This window comes from Haloarchaeobius marinus, assembly GCF_051207415.1.
Lineage (GTDB): Archaea > Halobacteriota > Halobacteria > Halobacteriales > Natrialbaceae > Haloarchaeobius.
This window is the reverse complement of the sequence record NZ_JBPKGD010000002.1, coordinates 957,432-977,251: the sequence shown is the minus strand read 5'-3', so window position 1 is coordinate 977,251 and position 19,820 is coordinate 957,432. Positions and strand designations below refer to the sequence as shown.

Here is a 19,820-nt window from a genome sequence, read left to right as displayed (position 1 = left end):
GCCCGGCGCAAAACTCCGGCGGAAACGGTTACGGTGGTTCAGTTGGACCTGCATCCGGGAACCGATGGCGCTGCAGTACAGGACGACGCGCGACCCGACCGGGCTGGAGGTCGTCGATACGAGCGAACAGGCCCGACTCCGACTCGCCACCTCGACCGGACGGTTCGTTCCGACGTCGACGGACCTCCCGTTCGGGGCGTTCGTCGACGAGGCCCTGGCCGTCGAGACGCGGTACCTGGAGGTCCCGTCGCTCGTCGCCGTCACGGTCCGCGATACCGCGATGAACGACGTCGGCCTGGTTCGGGCCGACGAGCGACGGTCCTACCCGGCCGGCACGCACGTCCTCGAACTCGGGTCCGCGGTGAAGTGCTACGTGCTGGTCAGCAGTGCGATGACGATAACGCCCGAGGGCAGTCGAACGCGCGTCGAGCTGGCCGAGGCGAACAGCGTCGTCGTGGGGTTCCGTTCGACGACGTCGGTCCCGACCGCGACTGTCGAGACGACCGACCGGCCCGACGACGTCGCGGCCGCCGTGAGCGTGCTCTCGTCGTCGCTGCAGACGACGTCACCGGAACGGTCGTGGCCGAACCTTCGCGGGCACCCACCCCGGGTCGAACTCGGAACGACGCTGTCGATACCCGACGAACTCTCGGCCCCGGACTCCGGTGTCGAGATAGTCGTCCCGCCGCGGTACGCACCCCTCTTCGCCGCGGCGCCGGCGGCGTACTACCTCGGTGCCGACCTGCAGACCGGGTCGACGCCGCACGTGCGGATGGGGGGTCGAACGCACGCGCTCGGGGACGTTCGGTCGCTCGAGGTGGACCTCGGGTGGTTCCTCCGGCGGTCGCTCGTACTCGACGCGGTCGTTCGACGCTACGGCCACTACGACCTGCAGGTCGACGGCCACGAGGCGCTCGAAGCGGCGTTGCCGGCCGACCCGGAAGCGCTGTACGACTCGACCCCCGCCGACCGGTTGGCGGCGTATCTGGAGGTCCCGGTCGCACTCCTCGAACCCGCGCTCCCGCGCTGGCCGCTGGTCGCGGCGGTCCCCCCACGCGCCGCGTCGGTGGAACTGCTCCCGCACGTCTGTCACCGACTCGGCGTCGTCGAATCGGCGCGGGGACGGGTCACGGGTACGAACCAGGGGCCGGTCGCTGCGTTCGTCAGGGACGGGTCGGGGCCGGATTCGAACGGGCAGGGGACCGGCCCGAACCCGGCCGTGGCGGCGGGTCGCCCACGCGTCGTCCCCGAGAGCGAGGTCGACGCTGTGACCCACGCCTGGTTCGGGCCGGGTGTCCCTCGCGGTGCCTCGAAGGCGTCGTCGACGGCCTACCGGAACGCACTCGCCAGGGACCCGTCGGACGAGGTGACCGTCGCCATCGTCTGTACCGACCCGGAGATGCTTCCCGAGCAGCGCTCGCTCGAGGAGTTCTACGACGGCAGCCTGGGGCTGCCCAGGACGGTCTCGCTGGTCTCGGACGCCGACCGGGAGGAGGTGGCCGGCGTCCTGACCGACGACCGGACGGACCTCGTCCACTTCGTCGGCCACGCGACGCCCGCCGGACTGGAGTGCTCGGACGGTCCCCTCGACGTTCGAACCCTCGCGAGCGTCGAACCGGACCTGTTCGTACTCAACGCGTGCGAGACGTACGAACAGGCGACGGCCCTCGTCGAACGGGGGGCCGTCGGCGGCGTCGCGGCGACGACCCGGGTCGCGAACGAGGACGCCGTCCACGTCGGCCGGGACGTCGCCCGCCTCCTCGGCGACGGGTTCTCGATCAGTGCCGCCGTCGAGCAGGTCGCAGGCCACCTCGAGGCGGGGCGACAGTACCTCGTCGTGGGCGACGGTCTGTCGCGCCTCGTGGTCGACGGGACGGAACTCCCGCTCGTCGCGACGGTCCGGCGACGGCCGACCGGAGCCTACGAGTTGGCCGCAGAGACGTATCTCCGGTGTGCGTGGTCCCTCGGGATACACACGAGCATCGTCGTCGGGGACCCGACGAACGTGGAACGGGGACTCGCCCCGTCCGTGACGGAGTCCCACGTCCTCCCCCGCGAGGCGACGATACGGGAACTCGTCGAGTGGGACGCGCCGTACCGCTACGACGGCGAACTGTACTGGCCGACCGACGCCGACGCCGTCGACGAGGTCCTCGACTAACCGACCTCGGTCCAGGAGCGCTGGGTGTCGCAGTCGACTATCTCGACGACGTCGTCGAGGCCGTCCAGCGGGGTCCCGAGGGCGCGACGACAGAGTTCCGACGCGACGTGCGCGTCGGCAGAGGGGACGGGGTCCGTGAACCGGACCGCGACGCCCGAGGTCCCGTCGACCTCGACGGTCATGCGCTGCTCGTCGGCGACGACGTGGACGAGTCGGCGGACCTCGTCGGACACCTGCTGGACGTAGTGCGTGCCTTTGATGTAGTCGAACCGCCCCTCGGACCCGTCGTATATCCGTATCCGGGAGTTGTCCGAGAGCATCGGCCGGGCGAGGTGCGCCTTGAACAGTCGCGCGAGCCGCGTCCGATGTTCGTCGACGGTGGCGATTCCGTCTTCGACGTTCCGTTCGAGGTACCCCCAGACGACTGCCGGTTGGACGTCGAGTTCGTCGGCACGACGGAGCACCCACTCCGCCCGTTCGCCTCGAACTCCCCCTGGAGACGTGCCGAAGGTCATACGAACGTAGCCGAAGCCACCCGACAAAAGGCTACTTGCCGATTCGGTCGTCCGCACGACACGACGGCACCTGTTGCCTGAATATTCAACGTCCGTCCACGGGCCGCCACCGCAGACGAGAGGACCGTCCGCTCGAAAAGATTCTTACGACCACGACCGAATCACGGGTCGTGAACACAGACGAAGCGTTCGACCCGCCGCTTGAACGGGCCCTCGGCTACCCGGCACGGGTGGCCATCCTCGGCGTGCTGACCGAGGCGCGTGACCAGGAACTGGGAGCGTCTGAGATCGCTGCTCGCGCCGACCTGGCGGCGAGTACCTTCCACGAACACCGTGACCCGCTGCGGTCGCTCGGGTTCCTCGAACGGACGAGCGGCGACGGGTACCCGACGTACTCGCTGGCCGAGACGCCGCAGGTCGAGGCCCTCGACGAACTGGACGAGGCGCTGGCGGCGTTCTACGACGAATCGGGGCAGGAGGACGAGTCGGCGGTCCGAGAGTTCGTCAAGTGACGGCAGGAACGGTTTTGTAGTCCGGGCCTCAAAACCGCCTCCAGATGGACGAATACAGGGTCGAGTTCGAGCGAGCGCTCGACGGTGCGACGTTCCGTGGGCCGGGTGACGACACCGGGGACGACCTCTCCGACGTCCTCGCCAGGTACAAACGAACGGGCTGTTCGATGCTGGTCACCGGCGACGTGTCGGTCGAGACGGCGACGCGGGCATTCCGACTGCTCGGCGGTGCCACGGACGCCGACCGGGTTCGGCTCGTCGTCTTCCCGGACCGGGCCACGCGGGACCTCGCACCGATGCTCCCGACCGGACTCGACTCGAACGACGAGACGATCGCGACGGTGACGACCAGCGCGCCGCCGTCGCTCGACTCCCTGGTCAAGGCGGTCACCGACGCCGTCGTCGACCGCGACGCCGAGAACGGTGGTCTCTCGCCGGGGCAGCTCCGACTCCTGCTGGAGGACCTGGGTCCGGCGGTCGAGGCCCACGCGCCCGACGAGGTGGAGCGGTTCGTACGTGGCGTCGGAGCGGTCGTCCGGGGCGTGCGGGGGATGGCGTTCCTCCGGTACCCCGGCATCGACCCGCCGACCGGACTCGTCGACGCCGTCGACGGCTGCGTCGAACTACGGGAGGTGGCGACGGGGCCGCAACACCGGTGGACGCTCCCGGCGTTCGACCGGTCGACGAACTGGATGTCGCTCTGACGGGCGCCGGCGCACCTACTGCAGGCCCGCGAGTCGTTCGACCCGGTCGAGCGAGTCCGCGTCGTCCGCATCCTTGTCGTCGCGGACGCCGACGAACCGGGGGAACCGGAGGGCGTACCCCGACTCGTACGTGGGCGACGGCTGTATCTCCTCGTACCCGACCTCGAAGACGACGGCGGGGTCGAACGTCACGTCGCGTCCCGACTCGGTGGTGACGTGTGGTCGCAGCAGGTCGGTCAGGTCGTCGAGTTCCTCGTCGGTGACCCCCGTCGCCACCTTCCCGATGCCCTCGTAGCCGTCGTCGGTCCGGACGGCGATGCGGAACGTCCCGAAGACGTTGGCCCGACGACCCTCGCCCCACTCGGCGCCCACGACGACGCAGTCGAGCGTCTCGACGTCCGGTTTCCGCTTGAGCCAGTTCCGCCCGCGCTTGCCCGGCGAGTACGTCGACGCGGGGTCCTTGAGCATGATGCCCTCGTGACCGGCGTCGAGCGCCCTGGCCTCGTACTCCGCCACCGTTTCGGGGTCGTCGGTGAGGGTCCGGTCGCTCACGTTGGCGTCGAGCACGCTCGCGAGTCGGTCGTGCCGGTCGCGCAGGGGCGCGTCCAGCAGGTCGACGCCGTCGGCGTGCAGACAGTCGAACGCCCGGAGTTCGACGGTCACGTCCTCGCGGGCCTTCGCCACGTCGTGTTTCCGCCGGAAGCGACGGAGCACCTGCTGGAACGGGAGCGGTTCGCCCGCGTCGTCGACGGCGACCACCTCCCCGTCGAGGATGGCAGGCGCGTCGCAGTGCTCGCGGACGAAGTCGACGACCTCCGGGAGTGCTTCGGTCACGTCCTCGAGGTTGCGCGAGAAGACGTCGACCGTCGAGCCGTCCCAGTGGACCTGCACGCGAGCACCGTCGAACTTCGTCTCGACGGCCGCCTCGTCCCACTCCTCCAGCGCGTCGCTCGCCGTCTCGGCCTGTGCGAGCATCGCCTGAACCGGTCGTCCCACCTCCAGGGTGGTCCCGTCGAGGCCCGCGGTTCCCTCGTCCCGGGCCGTCTCGGCGACGAGACCGTAGTCGTTCGACACCTGGAGTGCGCGCTCGACCGACTCCGTCGGCACGTCGTACGCCGCCGCGATAGCGTCCCTGACCGTCCCCTCGCCGACGCCGATGCGTATCTCCGAGAGGACGATGCGAGCCAGATAGCGCGCCTCGTTCGGTTCACAGCGGTTGAACAGGCCGAACAGCAGGTCGAGTTTCGTCCCCTCGCTCCCCTCGCCGTCCGTCGCAGCGAGCGTCGAGAGGTCGTCGTACACCGAGGCGACCGTCATCGCGTCGGCCCCACCGCCACCGAACGCGGCGAGGCCCCGCTGGCCGCCGAACTCGTAGCTCGCAGCGACGTCGCCGACCTCGCCGAGGTCGGCCAGTCGGTCCTCCACGTCGTCCGAGTCGACGTTCGGACCGGCCGCCCGGGCGATGGCGGCGTAGCAGGTGCTCGGCCCGACGTCCAGTTTGCGGTCGTCCCACGCCGGGAAGACGCGACCCTGCACGAACCGGGCGACGACCGCGAGGTCGTCGCCGGACTCGAGGAAGAGGTCTCGAACGAGGGAGACCGTCTCGAGGTCGGCCGGTTCGTCCTCTATCTCGGCCGCCCGGGTGGCGAACGCACCGAATTGCATCGCCGACACGTAGCCGGACGCGCCAGTTAAAGTGTCCGAAGTGCCTGCACGGACGACGCCGACGCTCGGGCACCGGCGACGGCGTCGAGGCGACCGTCACCCGGGACACGTCGGAGGCACACGGCGGAGGCGACCGTTCAAGTACGAGGCCGGGACCAGACCCCACGTGTACTGACGAACGGCGTCGACCGGTCAGCAGGTGTACGACAGCACCGGTCGACGGGCGGGCGGTCGCTGTCGTCTGTCAGCCTACTCCGGTAGCCACGGGATTGAAGGCACCCTCGGTCGCACTATCGGCCATGCCAGAGGACGACCTCGCCGACCGGATACAGTCGGTGCTCGACGTCGACGCCGATGCGTTCCAGCGCCGGGTCGACGAGGACGCCGCGACCCTGAAGGAGGAACTGGCGGCGGGGACGTTCGACAACCCCCAGGCGATCGTCGGACTGGAGTACGAGTTCTACGCGGTGTCAGAACCCGACGCTGAGACCCAGGGAATCTCGCACGACTACCCGCTCCGGCGCGTCCCACGCCGGTTGCTCGAGTTCATCGGCTTCGAGAAGGAACTCGGCCTCCACAACGCCGAGATGACGACGAGTCCACAGCCCTTCAACCGAAACGGACTGCTCGCACAGGAACACGAGGTCCTGGCGAGACTGGAGACGGCGCTGGACTGCACCCGCGCCGAGGGCATGCGCCTCGTCAGTGACGGGATGTGGACCATCCCGCCGGAGGGAGAGTCGGCCCGCAAGTACCTCACCGACAGCGTCGTCCACCGCGGCGTTCGCATCGCGACGAACATGAGCGACTCGTCGCGCTACCACGCAATGGCGAACACCGACCGTGCGAAGCAGGTGGGGATGCACCTCGACGCGCCCCACGTCCACCTCGACGCGGACACCGTCCTTCCGGAGAGCCTCATCACGTCCATCCAACCCCACTACCAGGTCCCCCACGCCGCCGACCTGCCGACGTACTTCCGGTACGCGCTCAGGATCGCCGGCCCCCTCCTCGCACTGGGCGTGAACTCGCCCTTCTTCCCGCCGGACCTGTACGACGAGTCGGTCACTGCCGAGGACGTCCTCGAAGATGGCTGGATGGAGAACCGTATCAGCGTCTTCGAGACGGTGCTGAACGCCGAGTCAGACACCGCCGGGAAGGTCCGGTTCCCGAAGGACGTCGAGTCGGTCGAGGAAACCGTCGACCGCATCGCGAACGACGAGACGCTCGTCCCACTGCCGGTCACCGAGTCGGACCGCTTCGACGACGCCTTCGCACACTTCCGGACGAAACACGGCACCTACTGGCGCTGGGTCAGGCCCGTGTTCGACGGACCGACGCGCTCGGCCGCGAACGCCCGCATCGAGTTCCGGCCCATCTCCGCCCAGCCGACTGTCCGGGACTCCGTCGCGTTCCAGGCGGTCTTCGCTGGCCTGCTCGAGAGCCTCACGAGGCTCGAACACCCGGTCGCCGAACTCGACTGGGAACTGGCCAACGACAACTTCTACGGGGCGATGCGGGACGGTCTCGACGCCGACCTGACGTGGATCACCAACGACGGCCAGAAGACCACCGACACGGACACCATCTACGCCGACATCGTCGACCACGCCGAAGACGGCCTCAAGAGTCGCGGCCTCGACGACGCCGAGACGGCTCACTACCTCTACCCACTCAGGATGCGTGTCCGGCAGCGCCAGACGCCCGCGAGCTGGAAGCGCGAACGCGTCGCTTCGGCGGTCGAGGACGGAGCGACCTTCGAGGACGCGGTCTACGGTGCCCAGCGCGACTACATAGACGCCCAGCGGGAGACGCTGCTCGACGGGAGTTTCGCGGACTGGCTACGCGAAGGCCGGAACTGATTATAGTCCCCACGCAGAAACGGTGGCCGTATGGTGACGTTCCTCTCCGGTGGCACCGGAACGCCGAAACTGCTCGACGGTGCCGCTGCCGCGTTCTCCCCCGACGAGACGACAGTTATCGCCAACACCGGGGACGACATCGAACTCGGCGGTCTCTTCATCTGTCCGGACGTCGACACGCTGATCTTCCAGGGCGGTGGTATCCTCGACCGCGACCGCTGGTGGGGTATCGAGGGCGACACGACGCGGACCCACGACGCCCTGCAGGACATCGCGGGCGCGGTCGGACTCGAGGGCGGTCCGCGGTACCTGCCGAAGGAACGACAGACCGAGGGGCGCGACCTGGCGCGCTGGCGACGGTTCTCGGGCGTCGCCGAGTTCATGGAGATCGGTGACCGGGACCGGGCAGTCCACGTGACGCGTACCAGTCTGCTCGACGACGGACACTCGCTCTCGGAGGTGACGGCGAAACTGGCGAGGGGATTCGGACTGCAACTCGACCTGCTCCCGATGACGAACGACCCCGTGTCGAGCCTCATCCACACGTCCGACGGGATGATGCACTTCCAGGAGTTCTGGGTCGCCCACGGCGGCGAACCGACGGTCCGGAACGTCGAGTTCCGCGGGTCGTCGGACGCCGAACCAGCCCCGGGCGTCCTCGACGCACTGGAGGAGACGGTCGTCATCGGCCCGTCGAACCCCGTGACCAGCATCGGTCCGATGCTGTCGATTCCGGGGTTCGGCGCGGCGCTGGCCGACACGACCGTCGTCGTCGTCTCGCCTTTCCTCGGAGCAGACGCCTTCTCCGGGCCGGCGGGGAAGTTGATGGAGGCGGTCAACGCGGAACCGAGTTCTGCCGGACTGGCGACGGCGTACCCGTTCGCGGACGCCTTCGTCGTCGACGAGTCCGACGACGTGAGCTTCGACGTGCCGGTCGAACGAACCGACATCGAGATAGACGAGCGACGAGACGCGGCCCGCGTCTGCCAGGCCGTCACCCGCGCGATAGACGCGGTGGAATGATGTTCGAACCCCGGGTCGCACTCGCGAGTCTCAGCGGGGAGGCCGACGCCGACTGGGCGCAGGCCGGCAGCGAGTACGCCGGGATGGCGTTCCTCGGCGGCATCGCGCTGGACGAACGGTCGCGCGAGGCGGCCCGACTGCTCGTCGAGCGCGAGCGGTCAGAGTTCCTCCCCGACGACCCGTTCTCCTTCGTCGACGACCAGTTGCGCGCCCTCTCGGACGTCGACGTTCGCGCAGGGTTCAACGTCCGGAGCGCGACCGTCGACCCGGTGCGCGAGGCCGCCGAGGTCTGTGCCCGACAAGACGCCGTCGTCGAGGTGAACGCACACTGCCGGCAGGACGAACTCTGTGACGTCGGCTGTGGCGAGACGCTGCTGCGGGACACCGACCGACTCTGTTCGTACGTCGAGGCCGCCGCCGACACCGGTGCGACGGTCGGCGTGAAGGTACGGGCGGAGGTCGACGGGGTCGACCTCGTCGAGACCGCCCGCCGGGTCGAACGCGCTGGCGCAGCGGTCCTCCACGTCGACGCGATGGACAGCGAACCCGTCGTCGGCGACGTGGTCGACGCGACCGACTGCTTCGTCGTCGCGAACAACGGGGTCCGCGACCGGGAGACGGTCCGGGAGTACCTCGCGCTCGGGGCCGACGCGGTGAGCGTCGGCCGACCCAGCGACGACCCCAGGGTACTCCGCCGCGTCGAGGCGGCGACGACCGAGTGGTTCACGCCGCGGGCCTGACGAAACGCCTCGAATCGCGGACCAGACGCGCCTCCGGTGGCGCGACCTTCATACGGACCGCTCTCGAACGCAGGGATATGCGGACAGCACAGCACGCCGAACTCGCCCTGCTGCTGGAGGTCGCGGGGACGCCGAAACCGGGGAACGTCGACCGCCACCGGGACTTCGACGACCTCAGGTTCGAGCACTTCCTCGCCGGGGCTGTCGGGGCACAGGACGGCCTCCAGGCGGCCGCCGAGGGTGAACCGGTGGGCGAGGCGTTCGACCGGGCAGTCGCGGGCATGAGCCAGCAACGCGGGGGCAACGCCCAGTTCGGCGCGCTGCTCCTGCTCGTCCCGCTGGTCCGTGCCGCGGCGACCGACGAACTGACGCCGGACGGGGCGTCGCGGGTGGCCGAGGCGACGACGGTCGAGGACGCGGTGGGCTTCTACCGTGCCTTCGACCACGTGGACGTGTTCGTCGACGACCCGCCCGCCGGCGCCGCGGCGCTGGACGTCAGACGCGGGAGCGACGCCGTCCCCGCAGTACGTGACCGGGAGGTCACGCTGTACGACGTGATGGAACTCGGCGCGCCAGAGGACGGCGACGCCGCGGAGTGGACGAACGGCTTCCCACGGACGTTCGAGGCAGCGGCGGACGTCGCCGCCGCCCGGGGTCCGGTCCCCGACCGCGTCGCCGACGTCTTCCTCGAACTGCTCGCCGACGAACCTGACTCGCTGGTCGCCAAACAGCACGGCGAGCAGGTCGCCCGTGAAGTGTCCGACCGTGCGGCCGACCTGCTCGACGAGGGCGCACCCACCGAGGCCGTCGAGGCGTTCGGCGACGAACTCGTCGACCGGGGGGTGAACCCGGGGACGACGGCTGACGTGACTGCGGCGGCGACGTTCGTCGCGCTGGAGCGCCACGGGGTGGTCCCGTGAGCGACGCCTCGTGGCCGGTCGACCTCCACGGGATCACCGAGACCGTGGTCGCCACCCGGGGCCCGAACGACCGGTGGAACCTCGCGGCGCTCGGCCTGCACGCGGGCGCCCCGGCCACGGCCCGGACGTGGGGCCGGACGCGGACCAGACGCAACTTCGACCGTCGGGGCGCCGCCGTCGTCCAGTTCACCAGGGACCCGGTCGACTTCACCCGGGCGGCCCTCGACGTGTACGAACGCGAGGGCCCGGTGCTGGACAGCGCCGACGCCTGGGCGCGCGTCGACGTCGAACGCGTGGGGACGGGCGACGACGGGTCGACAGACTGGGTCGAGTGGTCCCTCGCTCCCGTCGAGTCGGCCGTCGAACGGGAGTCCGTCGTGCCGGTGAACCGTGGGTTCGGTGCCGTCGTCGAGGCCACCGTCGCGGCGTCGCGACTCGACGTTCCGTCGTACGACCGGACGACGCTCCGCCGGCGACTGGCGTACTTCGAGCAGGTCGTCGACCGGTGTGGCGGGCCGCGCGAGCGCGAGGCGATGGCCCGAATCGAGGCACTCACGGACTGGAAGACGGAGAACGAATCATTTTAGGGGGCCACCGAGGAACGAACGGGTATGGCAATCAAACCCGACTACGTCAAGAAGACGGGGAACATCCTGCTGGAGCGGTACCCCGAGGCGTTCACCACCGACTTCGACGTGAACAAGAAGAGCGTCCAGAAGTTGACCAACATCGAGTCCAAGGGCGTCCGGAACCGCATCGCGGGCTACGTCACGCGCAAGAAGGGCGGCGCGCCGAAGCAGACGCAGTAACGCGACGAGTCTCGCCCCGTCTTCTCCCTCTCGACGACGCGACTGCCGACCGAGATTCGGTCGGGACACCGTTGCTCGACAGCCACAGCCACGTTCTCCACTGCCCCGACGTACAGCCGGGAATCCGCATCGACGGCCCCATTCGGCCCAGTGTCGCCGCCCGATTCGGAGCGCGTTCCAGCGAGGAACCGCCGGGTCGGACCTCCTCACACCTGAATCACCGACCGCTATTCAGTCGCTGAACTCTGTTCACCAGATGAGTACTTATAGCGGCGAGTGATGGTAGCATCGATGAAAGATAGGGACGACACAGCGACCGGTCTACGACGGCGAGCGCTCCTGCAGACGGCTGGCACGGGCGCACTCGCGACCGGTCTCTCTGGCTGTATGGGCCTTCTGAGCGGCGATGGGGAGTCTCCGCCGACCGACACGGCGACCGGGACACAGGTCGGTACGAGCACCGACGCGCCGGACGACGACGGGACCGGCGACGGCGGTGGGTCGAGTGACGGCGACTGCTTCGCGGCCCCGGCGGCCGACGGCCCGGTCGAGGCGCTCTCGGACGACGTCCGGTCGGACACGACGCTCTCGGGTCGGTACGAGGTCACGGAGTCGGTGTCGGTGACGAACGGGGCGACGCTGACCATCGAACCCGGGACGGTCCTCACGTTCGCACAGGACACCGGGCTAGAGGTCGTCGACGACGGACGCCTCTCGGCGGTCGGCACCTGCTCGGCCCCCATCGTCTTCTCCGGGGAACAGGAGACGCCGGGGTACTGGTACGGCCTCCGGTTCGACGAGTCGAACCAGCGGAACGAACTCGCGTTCGCGCTGATCGAGTACGGGGGCGGCGACGCCTACACCTGGTCGAACGGCGCGGCGAACGTCGTCGCCAGCCGGGGTGCCAGGCTCTCCGTCAGCAACAGTTCCCTCCACGGGTCGGCGGCGTTCGGGTTCGCGTTCGGCGGGGGCGTCAGCGTCGACGCCTTCGACGGGAACGCGGTGACAGAGAACGCCGACGGCGCCGGTCGCGTCGGCACGACCACGGCCGGGGCGCTCTCGGACACCAGCACCTACGTCGGCAACGAGGCGGACGTCGTCGAAGTCGACGACGGCCGCGTCACCGACGAGGTGACCTGGGACGGCATCGACGCCCCCTACCGCGTCCGGTCCGGGGCGACCGTCTCGGTCGACGGTGGCCACCTGACCGTCGCACCGGGTGCGACCGTCGAGTTCGGCCAGAACGCCGGCCTCCAGGTCCTCGAGGACGGCCAGTTGACAGCCGTCGGGGTGACTGCCGACGAAGAGAGCAGGCCCATCACGTTCACCGGCGAGCAGAAGACCCGGGGCTACTGGAACGGCATCCGGTTCGACGAGGCCGACCGGGTGACGAGTAGACTCCAGAACGTCGTCGTGGAGTACGGTGGCGGCGACGCCTACACCTGGTCGAACGCGGCCGCGAACGTCGTCCTCTCGCGCGGCGCACGCCTCGCGGTCACGGACGCGACAATCAGGGAGTCGGCGGCCTACGGCGTCAGCGCGACCGGCGACACGACCGTCGAGGCGTTCCACGCGGTGACGGTGACCGGCAACGAGAGCGGGGCGGGGTACGTGGACGCGAGGGTGGCACACCTCTTCAGCGACACCGGGACCTACGTCGGCAACGACGAGGACGTCGTCGTCGTCAGCCAGGGGACCGTCCGGAGCGGACAGGAGGTGACCTGGGACGGCATCGACGTCCCCTACCGCGTCCGACCGGAGTCCACGGTCACCGTCGAGGGGCACCTGACCGTCGCACCGGGTGCGACCGTCGAGTTCGGCCAGAGCTCGCGACTGTCGGTCGAGGACGGCTCCGGGACGGGTCGGCTGACCGCCGTCGGCCTGACCGACGACGAGGAGCGCAGGCCCATCACGTTCACCGGCGAGCAGAAGACCCGGGGCTACTGGAACGGCATCCGGTTCGACGAGACAGACCGGACCGAGAACCAGCTTCGAAACTGCGTCGTGGAGTACGGTGGCGGCGACGCCTACACCTGGTCGAACGCGGCCGCGAACGTCGTCCTCTCGCGCGGCTCTCGACTGCGCGTCGACGGGTCGACCGTCCGCGAGTCCGGGTCGTACGGCGTCGCCGTCACCGGGGACAGCACCGTCGACAGTTTCACGACCAACACCGTCACCCGGAACCGGGACGGGGCCGCCAAAGCCGCCGCCCCGAGCGCGCACTACTTCAGCGACACGAGCACGTACACCGGCAACGACCGGGACGTCCTCCTGGTGACCAGCGGGACCGTCCGCGACGGCCGCCGGGTGACCTGGGACGCCATCGACGTCCCCTACCGCGTCGCGAGCGACGACACCGTCAGCGTCCAGGGCCGACTGACAGTCGACCCCGGGACGACCGTCGAGTTCGGCCAGAACGCCGACCTGGAGGCGGTCGCCGGGAGCGGGGTCGGCTCCATCACCGCCGTCGGGGAGTCGGACGCGCTCATCACGTTCACCGGTGAGCAGAAGACGGCCGGCTACTGGAACGGCCTCCGGTTCGACGAGACCAGTCGCACCGAGAACCGGTTGCACCACTGCGTCGTCGAGTACGGCGGCAGGGAGCAGCACGTCTGGGCGGACGCGGCGGCGAACGTCGCCGTCTCGCGCGGGTCGCGCCTCTCTCTCCAGGATTCCACCGTCCGCGACAGCGTGGCCTACGGCGTCTCGGTCACCTCGGACTCGACGCTGGACGCGGCGGGCAACACCTACGCGAACAACCCGCTGGGCGATATCGAGTAACCGCCGCGTACCGTCGTATCGTCGCCAGCAATCCCTGACAGCACCCGAAGCGTTTTCATCTGGCGGTGACGAGAACCACAGCAATGACCGTACAGGTCGGTATCCTGGGAGCGACGGGTGCTGTCGGCCAGCGCCTCGTCCAGCTCCTCGCACCACACGACGACTTCGAACTCGTAGCTCTCACCGCCAGTCCAGACTCCGCAGGCGAACTGTACCGCGACGCAGCGAAGTGGCGCGTCGACTCGCCCATCCCGACCGACGTCGCCGAGATGACCGTCACCGAGACCGACCCCGAGGCGGTCTCCGACGACGTCGACCTGCTGTTCTCGTCGCTCCCCTCCGCTATCGGCGAAGTGGTCGAACCCGCCTTCTGCGAGGCCGGCTACGTCCTCTCCTCGAACTCCTCGAACGCTCGGATGGCCGAGGACGTCCCCCTCGTCATCCCCGAGGTCAACGCGGACCACCTCGACCTGCTCGAGGTCCAGCGCGACGAGCGCGGCTGGGACGGCGCGATGGTGAAGAACCCGAACTGCTCGACCATCACCTTCGTCCCGACGCTGGCCGCGCTGGCCGACGCCGGCTACGACCTCGACCGCGTCCACGTCGCGACGCTCCAGGCCGTCTCCGGGGCGGGCTACGACGGCGTCTCCTCGATGGAGATCATCGACAACGCCATCCCCCACATCGGCGGCGAGGAGGAGAAGCTGGAGACCGAGTCCCGGAAGCTCCTCGGGGCGTTCGACGGGGCCCGGATCGACCAGCACGACGTCGGCGTCGCCGCCTCCTGCAACCGCATCCCGACCATCGACGGCCACCTGGAGAACGTCTGGGTCGAGAGCCCGGACGACCTCACCGTCGACGACGCGACGGAAGCCATGGCGTCGTACCCCGGTCTCGACCTGCCCTCCTCGCCCGACCCGCTCATCCACGTCTTCGACGACCCGGACCGACCACAGCCGCGCCTCGACCGGACCCTGGGCGGCGGGATGGCCATCGCCGCCGGCGGCTTCCAGCCGTCGACGTTCGGCCTCCAGTACAACTGCCTCGCCCACAACACCATCCGGGGTGCGGCCGGTGCGAGCGTGCTCAACGGCGAGTTGCTCCTGGCAGAAGGCTACCTCTGAGCGTCGCCTAGCGCGACCCGAACTCCTGCAGCGGAACCTGGTTCGTCAGCCCCTCGTACTCGCCAGTCTCGGTGACGTGACGGACGTTCGAGGCGACGATGTCCGCGAGCCGTTCGTAGTACTCTGGCGTGTGGCCGGCGTTGTGCGGCGTTATCTGGACGTTCCCGAGGTCCCAGAGCGCGTGGTCCGCAGGGAGTGGTTCTGGGTCGGTCACGTCGAGGGACGCACCGCGAATCCAGCCGCTCTGGAGCGCGGTGACGAGCGCGTCGGTGTCGACGACGGGCCCACGGGCGACGTTGACGACGACGGCGTTCGGGCGCAGGGTGACCAGTTCGGACGTCCCGACGAGTCCCCGCGTCGTCTCGGTCAGCGGGCAGGCCAGCACGAGGACGTCCGTCCGGGCCAGCGCGTCGTGGAACGCGTCGTCGTCGAAACCGATGACCTCGTCGGTCGGCCCGCCCTTCTCCGGGGTGTACCGGACCCCGATGGTGTCGACGCCGAACCCGTCGAGTCTGGCCACCGCCGCCTCGCCGAGCGCGCCGAGGCCCACGACGGTCACCGTCGACCCGTACAGTTCGTGCGTCTCGTAGGTCCGCCACTCGTTGCGACGCTGGCGCTCGAACCCGACGTGGAACTGCCGGCCGAACGTGAGTATCGCCCCGAGGACGTGCTCGCCGATGTTGGGACCGTGGACTCCCGAGGCGTTCGTCACCGTCACGCCGCGTTCAGCGAGTCGTTCCAGGGGGAGGTGGCCGGTTCCGGCGTAGCCGCAGGCGAACAGGCGGAGGGTCTCCGCCTCGTCGACCAGTTCGTCGGAGAGCCACAGGCCCGTGGCTATCTCGGCGTCGCGTATCAACTCGCGTTCCTCCCTTGGGGTGCGTGCGAGTCGAACCTCGTTGTCGGGGAGGCGCTCCCGGAGCGCCTCCGCGTACTGCTCTATCGGAATCCCGTGCGCCGCCTTCCTGAGGACGACTACCTCGGGAGCGTCGGTCATGCGAGAGCCGACGAGGTCCCGGTACAAAACTGCTGGCCCCTGGACTGTGGGAAGGCGTAGGTTTTTGCGGAGGGCCGGAGATACGGCGGGTATGCACCCGACCGCGGAACGGTTCGCAGAGTCGGCGCGGGACCGGTACGGGTTCGACCCGGACGTGACCGAGTTCCCCGAGGGGACGAAGACGGCGGCCGACGCCGCCAGCGCGATCGGCTGTGACGTGGCCCAGATAGCCAGTAGCATCGTCCTCGTCGTGGACGACGGGAGCGACGACGGACAGGTCGTCGTCTCGGTCACGTCCGGCGCGAACCGCGTCGACACGGACGCCCTGGCAGCGCTGGTCGGCGGGAGCGACGCACGGATGGCCGCCCCGGACGAGGTGAAGGCCGCGACCGGGTGGACCATCGGCGGCGTCCCACCCTTCTGTCACGAGACGGACGTCCCGACGTTCGTCGACGAGACGCTGGCGGCGTTCGAGACGGTCTGGGCCGCGGCGGGGACGCCCGACGGCGTGTTCCCCGTCGACCCGGACAGACTGGTCGACATGGCAGACGGAACCGTCGCCGACGTGTCGGAGTGAGCAGCAGGTCCGGGGTTCGAGTGCGCGACCCCCACCACCGTTGCACGTGAAGCGTCGCCGGACAGAGCGCCGTCGATACCTAGCTTTATCGGCACGCCGACACTCGATTCTAGGGATGGGTACGCTGTCAGAACTGTTCGCACCCGAGCGTGTCGCCGTGGTCGGAGCGACCGACCGTGACGGCTCGGTCGGTCGTGCCATACTGGACAACCTCGGCGCGTTCGACGGCGACGTGGTCGCCGTGAACCCGAACCGCGAGACGGTGCTCGGGTACCGGTGCTACCCCGACGTCGCCAGCGCGCCGGGACCGGTCGACCTCGCCGTCGTCGTCGTACCGCCCTCCGTCGCCGTCTCGGTGGTCAGGGAGGCCGCCGAGGCCGGCGTCGAGAACGTCGTCGTCATCACCGCCGGCTTCAGCGAGACGGGTGCCGACGGCGCCACCCGCGAGCAGGAGTTGAAGGCCGTCGCAACCGAGTACGACCTCAACCTCGTCGGGCCGAACTCGCTCGGCGTGATGAACACGACGGCCGACATGAACGCCACGTTCGGCCCCGAGATGCCGCGTCCCGGGTCGGTCTCGTTCATGAGCCAGTCCGGTGCGTTCATCACGGCCGTGCTCGACTGGGCCGGCGACCAGGGCATCGGGTTCAAGGACGTGGTATCGCTCGGCAACAAGACCGTCCTCGACGAGACCGACTTCGTCCGCGAGTGGGGCGACGACCCCGACACCGACGCCGTCCTCGGCTACCTCGAGAGCATCCAGGACGGGCAAGCGTTCGTCCAGGCGGCCCGCGAGACCACGCAGGACACGCCAGTCGTCGTCGTCAAGTCCGGCCGGACCGACGCCGGGGCGAAGGCGGCATCCAGCCACACCGGCGCGATAGCCGGCAGCGAGGCGGCCTACGAGGCCGGTCTGGAGCAGTCCGGCGTCCTGCGTTCCGACTCGGTGCAGGAACTGTTCGACTCGGCACGGGCGCTGTCGGGTCAACCGCTCCCGCACACCGACGACGTGGCCGTCGTCACGAACGCCGGCGGTCCCGGCGTGATGGCCACCGACGCCGTCGGTGACTCCTCGCTGTCGCTGGCATCGTTCGGCGACGTGACGCTCGACAGGTTCCGGGAGGTGCTCCCGGAGGAGGCGAACATCTACAACCCGGTCGACGTCATCGGCGACGCCACGGTCGAGCGCTTCGAGAAGGCCCTCGACGCGGCACTCGCCGACGAGAACGTCGCCGCGGCCGTCGTCGTCAGCGCACCGACGGCGGTGCTCGACTTCGGCGACCTCGCCGACGCCATCGTCGAGTGCCAGGCCGAGTACGGGAAACCGGTCATCTCCAGCCTGATGGGTGGGTCACGGACCGGCCCGGCCGTCGACAGGTTGCGCGAGGCGGGCATCCCGAACTACTTCGACCCGGCGCGGGCCGTCGACAGCCTCGACGCGCTGGCGCGCTATCGGCGCGTCACCGAGCGCGAGTACGTCGACCCGACCGAGTTCGACGTCGACCGCGAGGCCGCCCGCGAGGTGCTCCTCGCGGCGAAGGAACGCAACGACAACCGCCTCGGCGTCGAGGCGATGGACGTCCTCGACGCGTACGGCATCGAGACGCCGGCGGGCGAGGTCGTCGACGAACCCGCCGACGCCGTCACCGTCGCCCAGGACATCGGCGGGGACGTCGTCATGAAGATCGTCAGCCCGGACATCCTGCACAAGTCGGATATCGGCGGCGTGAAGGTCGGCGTCGCCAACGAGGACGTCTACGACGCCTTCGAGGACCTGGTCGCCCGGGCACGGAACTACCAGCCTGACGCGACCATCCTCGGCGTGCAGGTACAGGAACTGGTCGACCTCGACGAGGGTACGGAGACCATCGTCGGGGTCAACCGGGACCCGCAGTTCGGTCCGCTCGTGCTGTTCGGTCTCGGCGGCATCTTCGTCGAGGTGCTGGAGGACACCACGCTCCGGGTCGCGCCGGTCACCGAACCGGAGGCCCGCGAGATGATAGACGAGGTGAAGGCCGCGCCGTTGCTCCGGGGTGCCCGGGGCCGGACGCCCGCCGACGTCGAGAGCGTCATCGAGACCATCCAGCGCATCTCGCAACTCGTCACCGACTTCCCGCAGATACTCGAACTCGACATCAACCCGCTGGTCGCCGGCCCCGACGGGGCACAGGCAGTCGACATCAGACTCACCGTAGACACGGAGGAACTATGAAACCGTTACTCGTCACCGCGAACGGAGAAAGCACCGGAAAGACGGCCGTCACGCTCGCGCTCGCACGCATCGCACGCGACCGGGGGACGGACGTCGGCTACATGAAACCCAAAGGGACCCGCCTGCAGTCCAACGTCGGCAAGACGCTGGACGAGGACCCCCTGCTGGCCCGCGAACTGCTCGGCCTCGACGCCGAGATGCACGAACTCGAACCCGTCGTCTACTCGCCGACGTTCGTCCAGGGTGCCCTGCGCGGCCGGGAGGAGGCCACGGAGGTACGCGAGCGCATCAGGGAGGCGTTCGACGGACTCGCGGACGACCACGACCGCATGTTCGTCGAGGGCGGCGGCCTGACCGCCGGTCGCCTCCTCGACATCGCCGACGGCGACCTGGCCGAACTGCTCGACGCGGACGTGCTCCTCGTCTGCCCGTACGAGCAGGTCACCGACGTCGACGAGGTACTCGCGGCCATCGACGACGTCGGAGACAATCTCGACGCGGTGCTGTTCAACCGCGTGCCCGACGGCGCGTACGACGAACTGAAGGAGGACGTGGTTCCCTTCCTCGAACAGCGCGGCATCTCGGTCCACGGCATCGTCCCCCGCGAGCGCGAACTGGCGGGCGTCACCGTGGGAGAACTCGCGGACGAACTCGGGGCCCACGTACTGACGGACGTCCCGACCGACGCGTTCGTCGAGCGGTTCAGCGTCGCCGCGATGGGTCCGGACGCCGTCCTCAGAGGACTGCGGCGGACGAAGGCCACCGCCGTCATCACCGGCGGTGACCGGTCCGAGATACACACCGCCGCCCTGGAGGCCCCCGGCGTGCAGTGTCTCATCCTCACCGGCGGCCACCGGCCGTCGGGTGCCGTACTCGGCAAGGCTGCCGAGAAGGGCGTCCCGATAATGGTCCTCCAGTCGAACACCATCACGGCCGTCGAGCGGGCAGAGGACGTGATTCGGGTCGGGCGGACCAGGAACGAGGCGACGGTCGACCGGATGGGCGAACTGCTGGCCGCACACGCGGACCTCGACGCCCTGCTCGGTGAGTGAGGCCAGACCCGACGTTCTCGCGGGTCGCCTTCGAACTGGCGAGTGTGTTCGACCAGGAACCCGACCGGCCCGACGGCCGTGTTGGCTCGACAGACCGTCGACTACCGGACTTCGACTCGCGGCGATGAATCAGTTCACGGACGGTCACCGTCACGTTCGCGACGGGGAC

The 19,820-nt window shown here is 69.4% G+C and carries 17 protein-coding genes; 14 read left to right on the top strand and 3 right to left on the bottom strand.

All coding sequences use genetic code 11. The annotated features are described in order from the left end of the window. The first annotated feature begins 64 nt into the window (after nucleotides 1-64). The gene (locus ACSC1W_RS11015) at nucleotides 65-2,161 is read left to right on the top strand and encodes a hypothetical protein (RefSeq protein WP_435347484.1); all 2,097 of its coding nucleotides are present in this window, start codon (nucleotides 65-67) and stop codon (nucleotides 2,159-2,161) included. Here the strand turns inward: ACSC1W_RS11015 and ACSC1W_RS11010 are convergent. Further along, on the bottom strand, nucleotides 2,158-2,676 hold the full coding sequence (locus ACSC1W_RS11010; RefSeq protein WP_435347482.1) for a hypothetical protein: 519 nt from the start codon (nucleotides 2,674-2,676) through the stop codon (nucleotides 2,158-2,160). The genes ACSC1W_RS11015 and ACSC1W_RS11010 overlap by 4 nt on opposite strands. A gap of 170 nt (nucleotides 2,677-2,846) precedes the next feature. Between ACSC1W_RS11010 and ACSC1W_RS11005 the strand changes: the two genes are divergently transcribed. Both ACSC1W_RS11005 and ACSC1W_RS11000 read left to right on the top strand, forming a co-directional pair. Then, nucleotides 2,847-3,188, top strand: coding sequence for a helix-turn-helix domain-containing protein (locus ACSC1W_RS11005; protein WP_435347480.1), 342 nt, complete (start codon nucleotides 2,847-2,849; stop codon nucleotides 3,186-3,188). A gap of 44 nt (nucleotides 3,189-3,232) precedes the next feature. Continuing rightward, nucleotides 3,233-3,892, top strand: coding sequence for a DUF7504 family protein (locus ACSC1W_RS11000; RefSeq protein ID WP_435347479.1), 660 nt, complete (start codon nucleotides 3,233-3,235; stop codon nucleotides 3,890-3,892). A 15-nt stretch (nucleotides 3,893-3,907) separates the two neighbouring features. Here ACSC1W_RS11000 and ligA read toward each other — a convergent pair whose 3' ends face one another. Further along, entirely contained in the window at nucleotides 3,908-5,557 is a 1,650-nt protein-coding gene (gene ligA, locus ACSC1W_RS10995) for an ATP-dependent DNA ligase LigA (RefSeq protein ID WP_435347477.1), read from the bottom strand. A 299-nt stretch (nucleotides 5,558-5,856) separates the two neighbouring features. Here ligA and ACSC1W_RS10990 point away from each other — a divergent pair, with 299 nt between their 5' ends. The 8 genes from ACSC1W_RS10990 to asd all read left to right on the top strand — a co-directional run bounded on the left by ACSC1W_RS10990 (nucleotide 5,857) and on the right by asd (nucleotide 14,816). Beyond that, on the top strand, nucleotides 5,857-7,419 hold the full coding sequence (locus tag ACSC1W_RS10990) for a glutamate-cysteine ligase family protein (RefSeq protein ID WP_435347475.1): 1,563 nt from the start codon (nucleotides 5,857-5,859) through the stop codon (nucleotides 7,417-7,419). Nucleotides 7,420-7,449: 30 nt separating this feature from the next. Further along, nucleotides 7,450-8,442, top strand: coding sequence for a 2-phospho-L-lactate transferase (gene cofD / locus ACSC1W_RS10985; RefSeq protein ID WP_435347473.1), 993 nt, complete (start codon nucleotides 7,450-7,452; stop codon nucleotides 8,440-8,442). Further along, nucleotides 8,442-9,182 (top strand): tRNA-dihydrouridine synthase, encoded by a 741-nt coding sequence (locus tag ACSC1W_RS10980; protein ID WP_435347682.1) that lies wholly within the window; start codon nucleotides 8,442-8,444, stop codon nucleotides 9,180-9,182. Before cofD ends, ACSC1W_RS10980 begins: the two co-directional genes overlap by 1 nt. 77 nt (nucleotides 9,183-9,259) lie before the next feature. Then, the gene (locus ACSC1W_RS10975) at nucleotides 9,260-10,102 is read left to right on the top strand and encodes a triphosphoribosyl-dephospho-CoA synthase (protein WP_435347472.1); all 843 of its coding nucleotides are present in this window, start codon (nucleotides 9,260-9,262) and stop codon (nucleotides 10,100-10,102) included. Continuing rightward, nucleotides 10,099-10,689 carry a DUF447 domain-containing protein gene (locus tag ACSC1W_RS10970; RefSeq protein WP_435347470.1) on the top strand — a complete coding sequence of 197 codons (591 nt, stop codon included), beginning with the start codon at nucleotides 10,099-10,101 and terminating at the stop codon, nucleotides 10,687-10,689. Before ACSC1W_RS10975 ends, ACSC1W_RS10970 begins: the two co-directional genes overlap by 4 nt. Nucleotides 10,690-10,713: 24 nt before the next feature. Continuing rightward, the gene (locus tag ACSC1W_RS10965; protein WP_435347468.1) at nucleotides 10,714-10,911 is read left to right on the top strand and encodes a 30S ribosomal protein S17e; all 198 of its coding nucleotides are present in this window, start codon (nucleotides 10,714-10,716) and stop codon (nucleotides 10,909-10,911) included. A gap of 291 nt (nucleotides 10,912-11,202) precedes the next feature. Then, nucleotides 11,203-13,692 carry an RHS repeat domain-containing protein gene (locus tag ACSC1W_RS10960; RefSeq protein WP_435347467.1) on the top strand — a complete coding sequence of 830 codons (2,490 nt, stop codon included), beginning with the start codon at nucleotides 11,203-11,205 and terminating at the stop codon, nucleotides 13,690-13,692. A gap of 83 nt (nucleotides 13,693-13,775) precedes the next feature. Next, the gene (gene asd / locus ACSC1W_RS10955) at nucleotides 13,776-14,816 is read left to right on the top strand and encodes an aspartate-semialdehyde dehydrogenase (RefSeq protein ID WP_435347465.1); all 1,041 of its coding nucleotides are present in this window, start codon (nucleotides 13,776-13,778) and stop codon (nucleotides 14,814-14,816) included. A gap of 7 nt (nucleotides 14,817-14,823) precedes the next feature. Here asd and ACSC1W_RS10950 read toward each other — a convergent pair whose 3' ends face one another. Then, entirely contained in the window at nucleotides 14,824-15,810 is a 987-nt protein-coding gene (locus ACSC1W_RS10950; RefSeq protein ID WP_435347463.1) for a D-2-hydroxyacid dehydrogenase, read from the bottom strand. A 91-nt stretch (nucleotides 15,811-15,901) separates the two neighbouring features. Here ACSC1W_RS10950 and ACSC1W_RS10945 point away from each other — a divergent pair, with 91 nt between their 5' ends. The 3 genes from ACSC1W_RS10945 to ACSC1W_RS10935 all read left to right on the top strand — a co-directional run bounded on the left by ACSC1W_RS10945 (nucleotide 15,902) and on the right by ACSC1W_RS10935 (nucleotide 19,651). After that, nucleotides 15,902-16,387, top strand: coding sequence for a YbaK/EbsC family protein (locus tag ACSC1W_RS10945; RefSeq protein WP_435347461.1), 486 nt, complete (start codon nucleotides 15,902-15,904; stop codon nucleotides 16,385-16,387). Between the two features lie 115 nt (nucleotides 16,388-16,502). Beyond that, nucleotides 16,503-18,599: an acetate--CoA ligase alpha subunit gene (acs, locus tag ACSC1W_RS10940; protein WP_435347459.1), complete on the top strand. Its 2,097-nt coding sequence runs from the start codon at nucleotides 16,503-16,505 to the stop codon at nucleotides 18,597-18,599. Then, nucleotides 18,596-19,651, top strand: a complete 1,056-nt coding sequence (locus tag ACSC1W_RS10935) for a phosphotransacetylase family protein (RefSeq protein ID WP_435347457.1) — start codon at nucleotides 18,596-18,598, stop codon at nucleotides 19,649-19,651. Before acs ends, ACSC1W_RS10935 begins: the two co-directional genes overlap by 4 nt. Nucleotides 19,652-19,820: the final 169 nt, after the last annotated feature.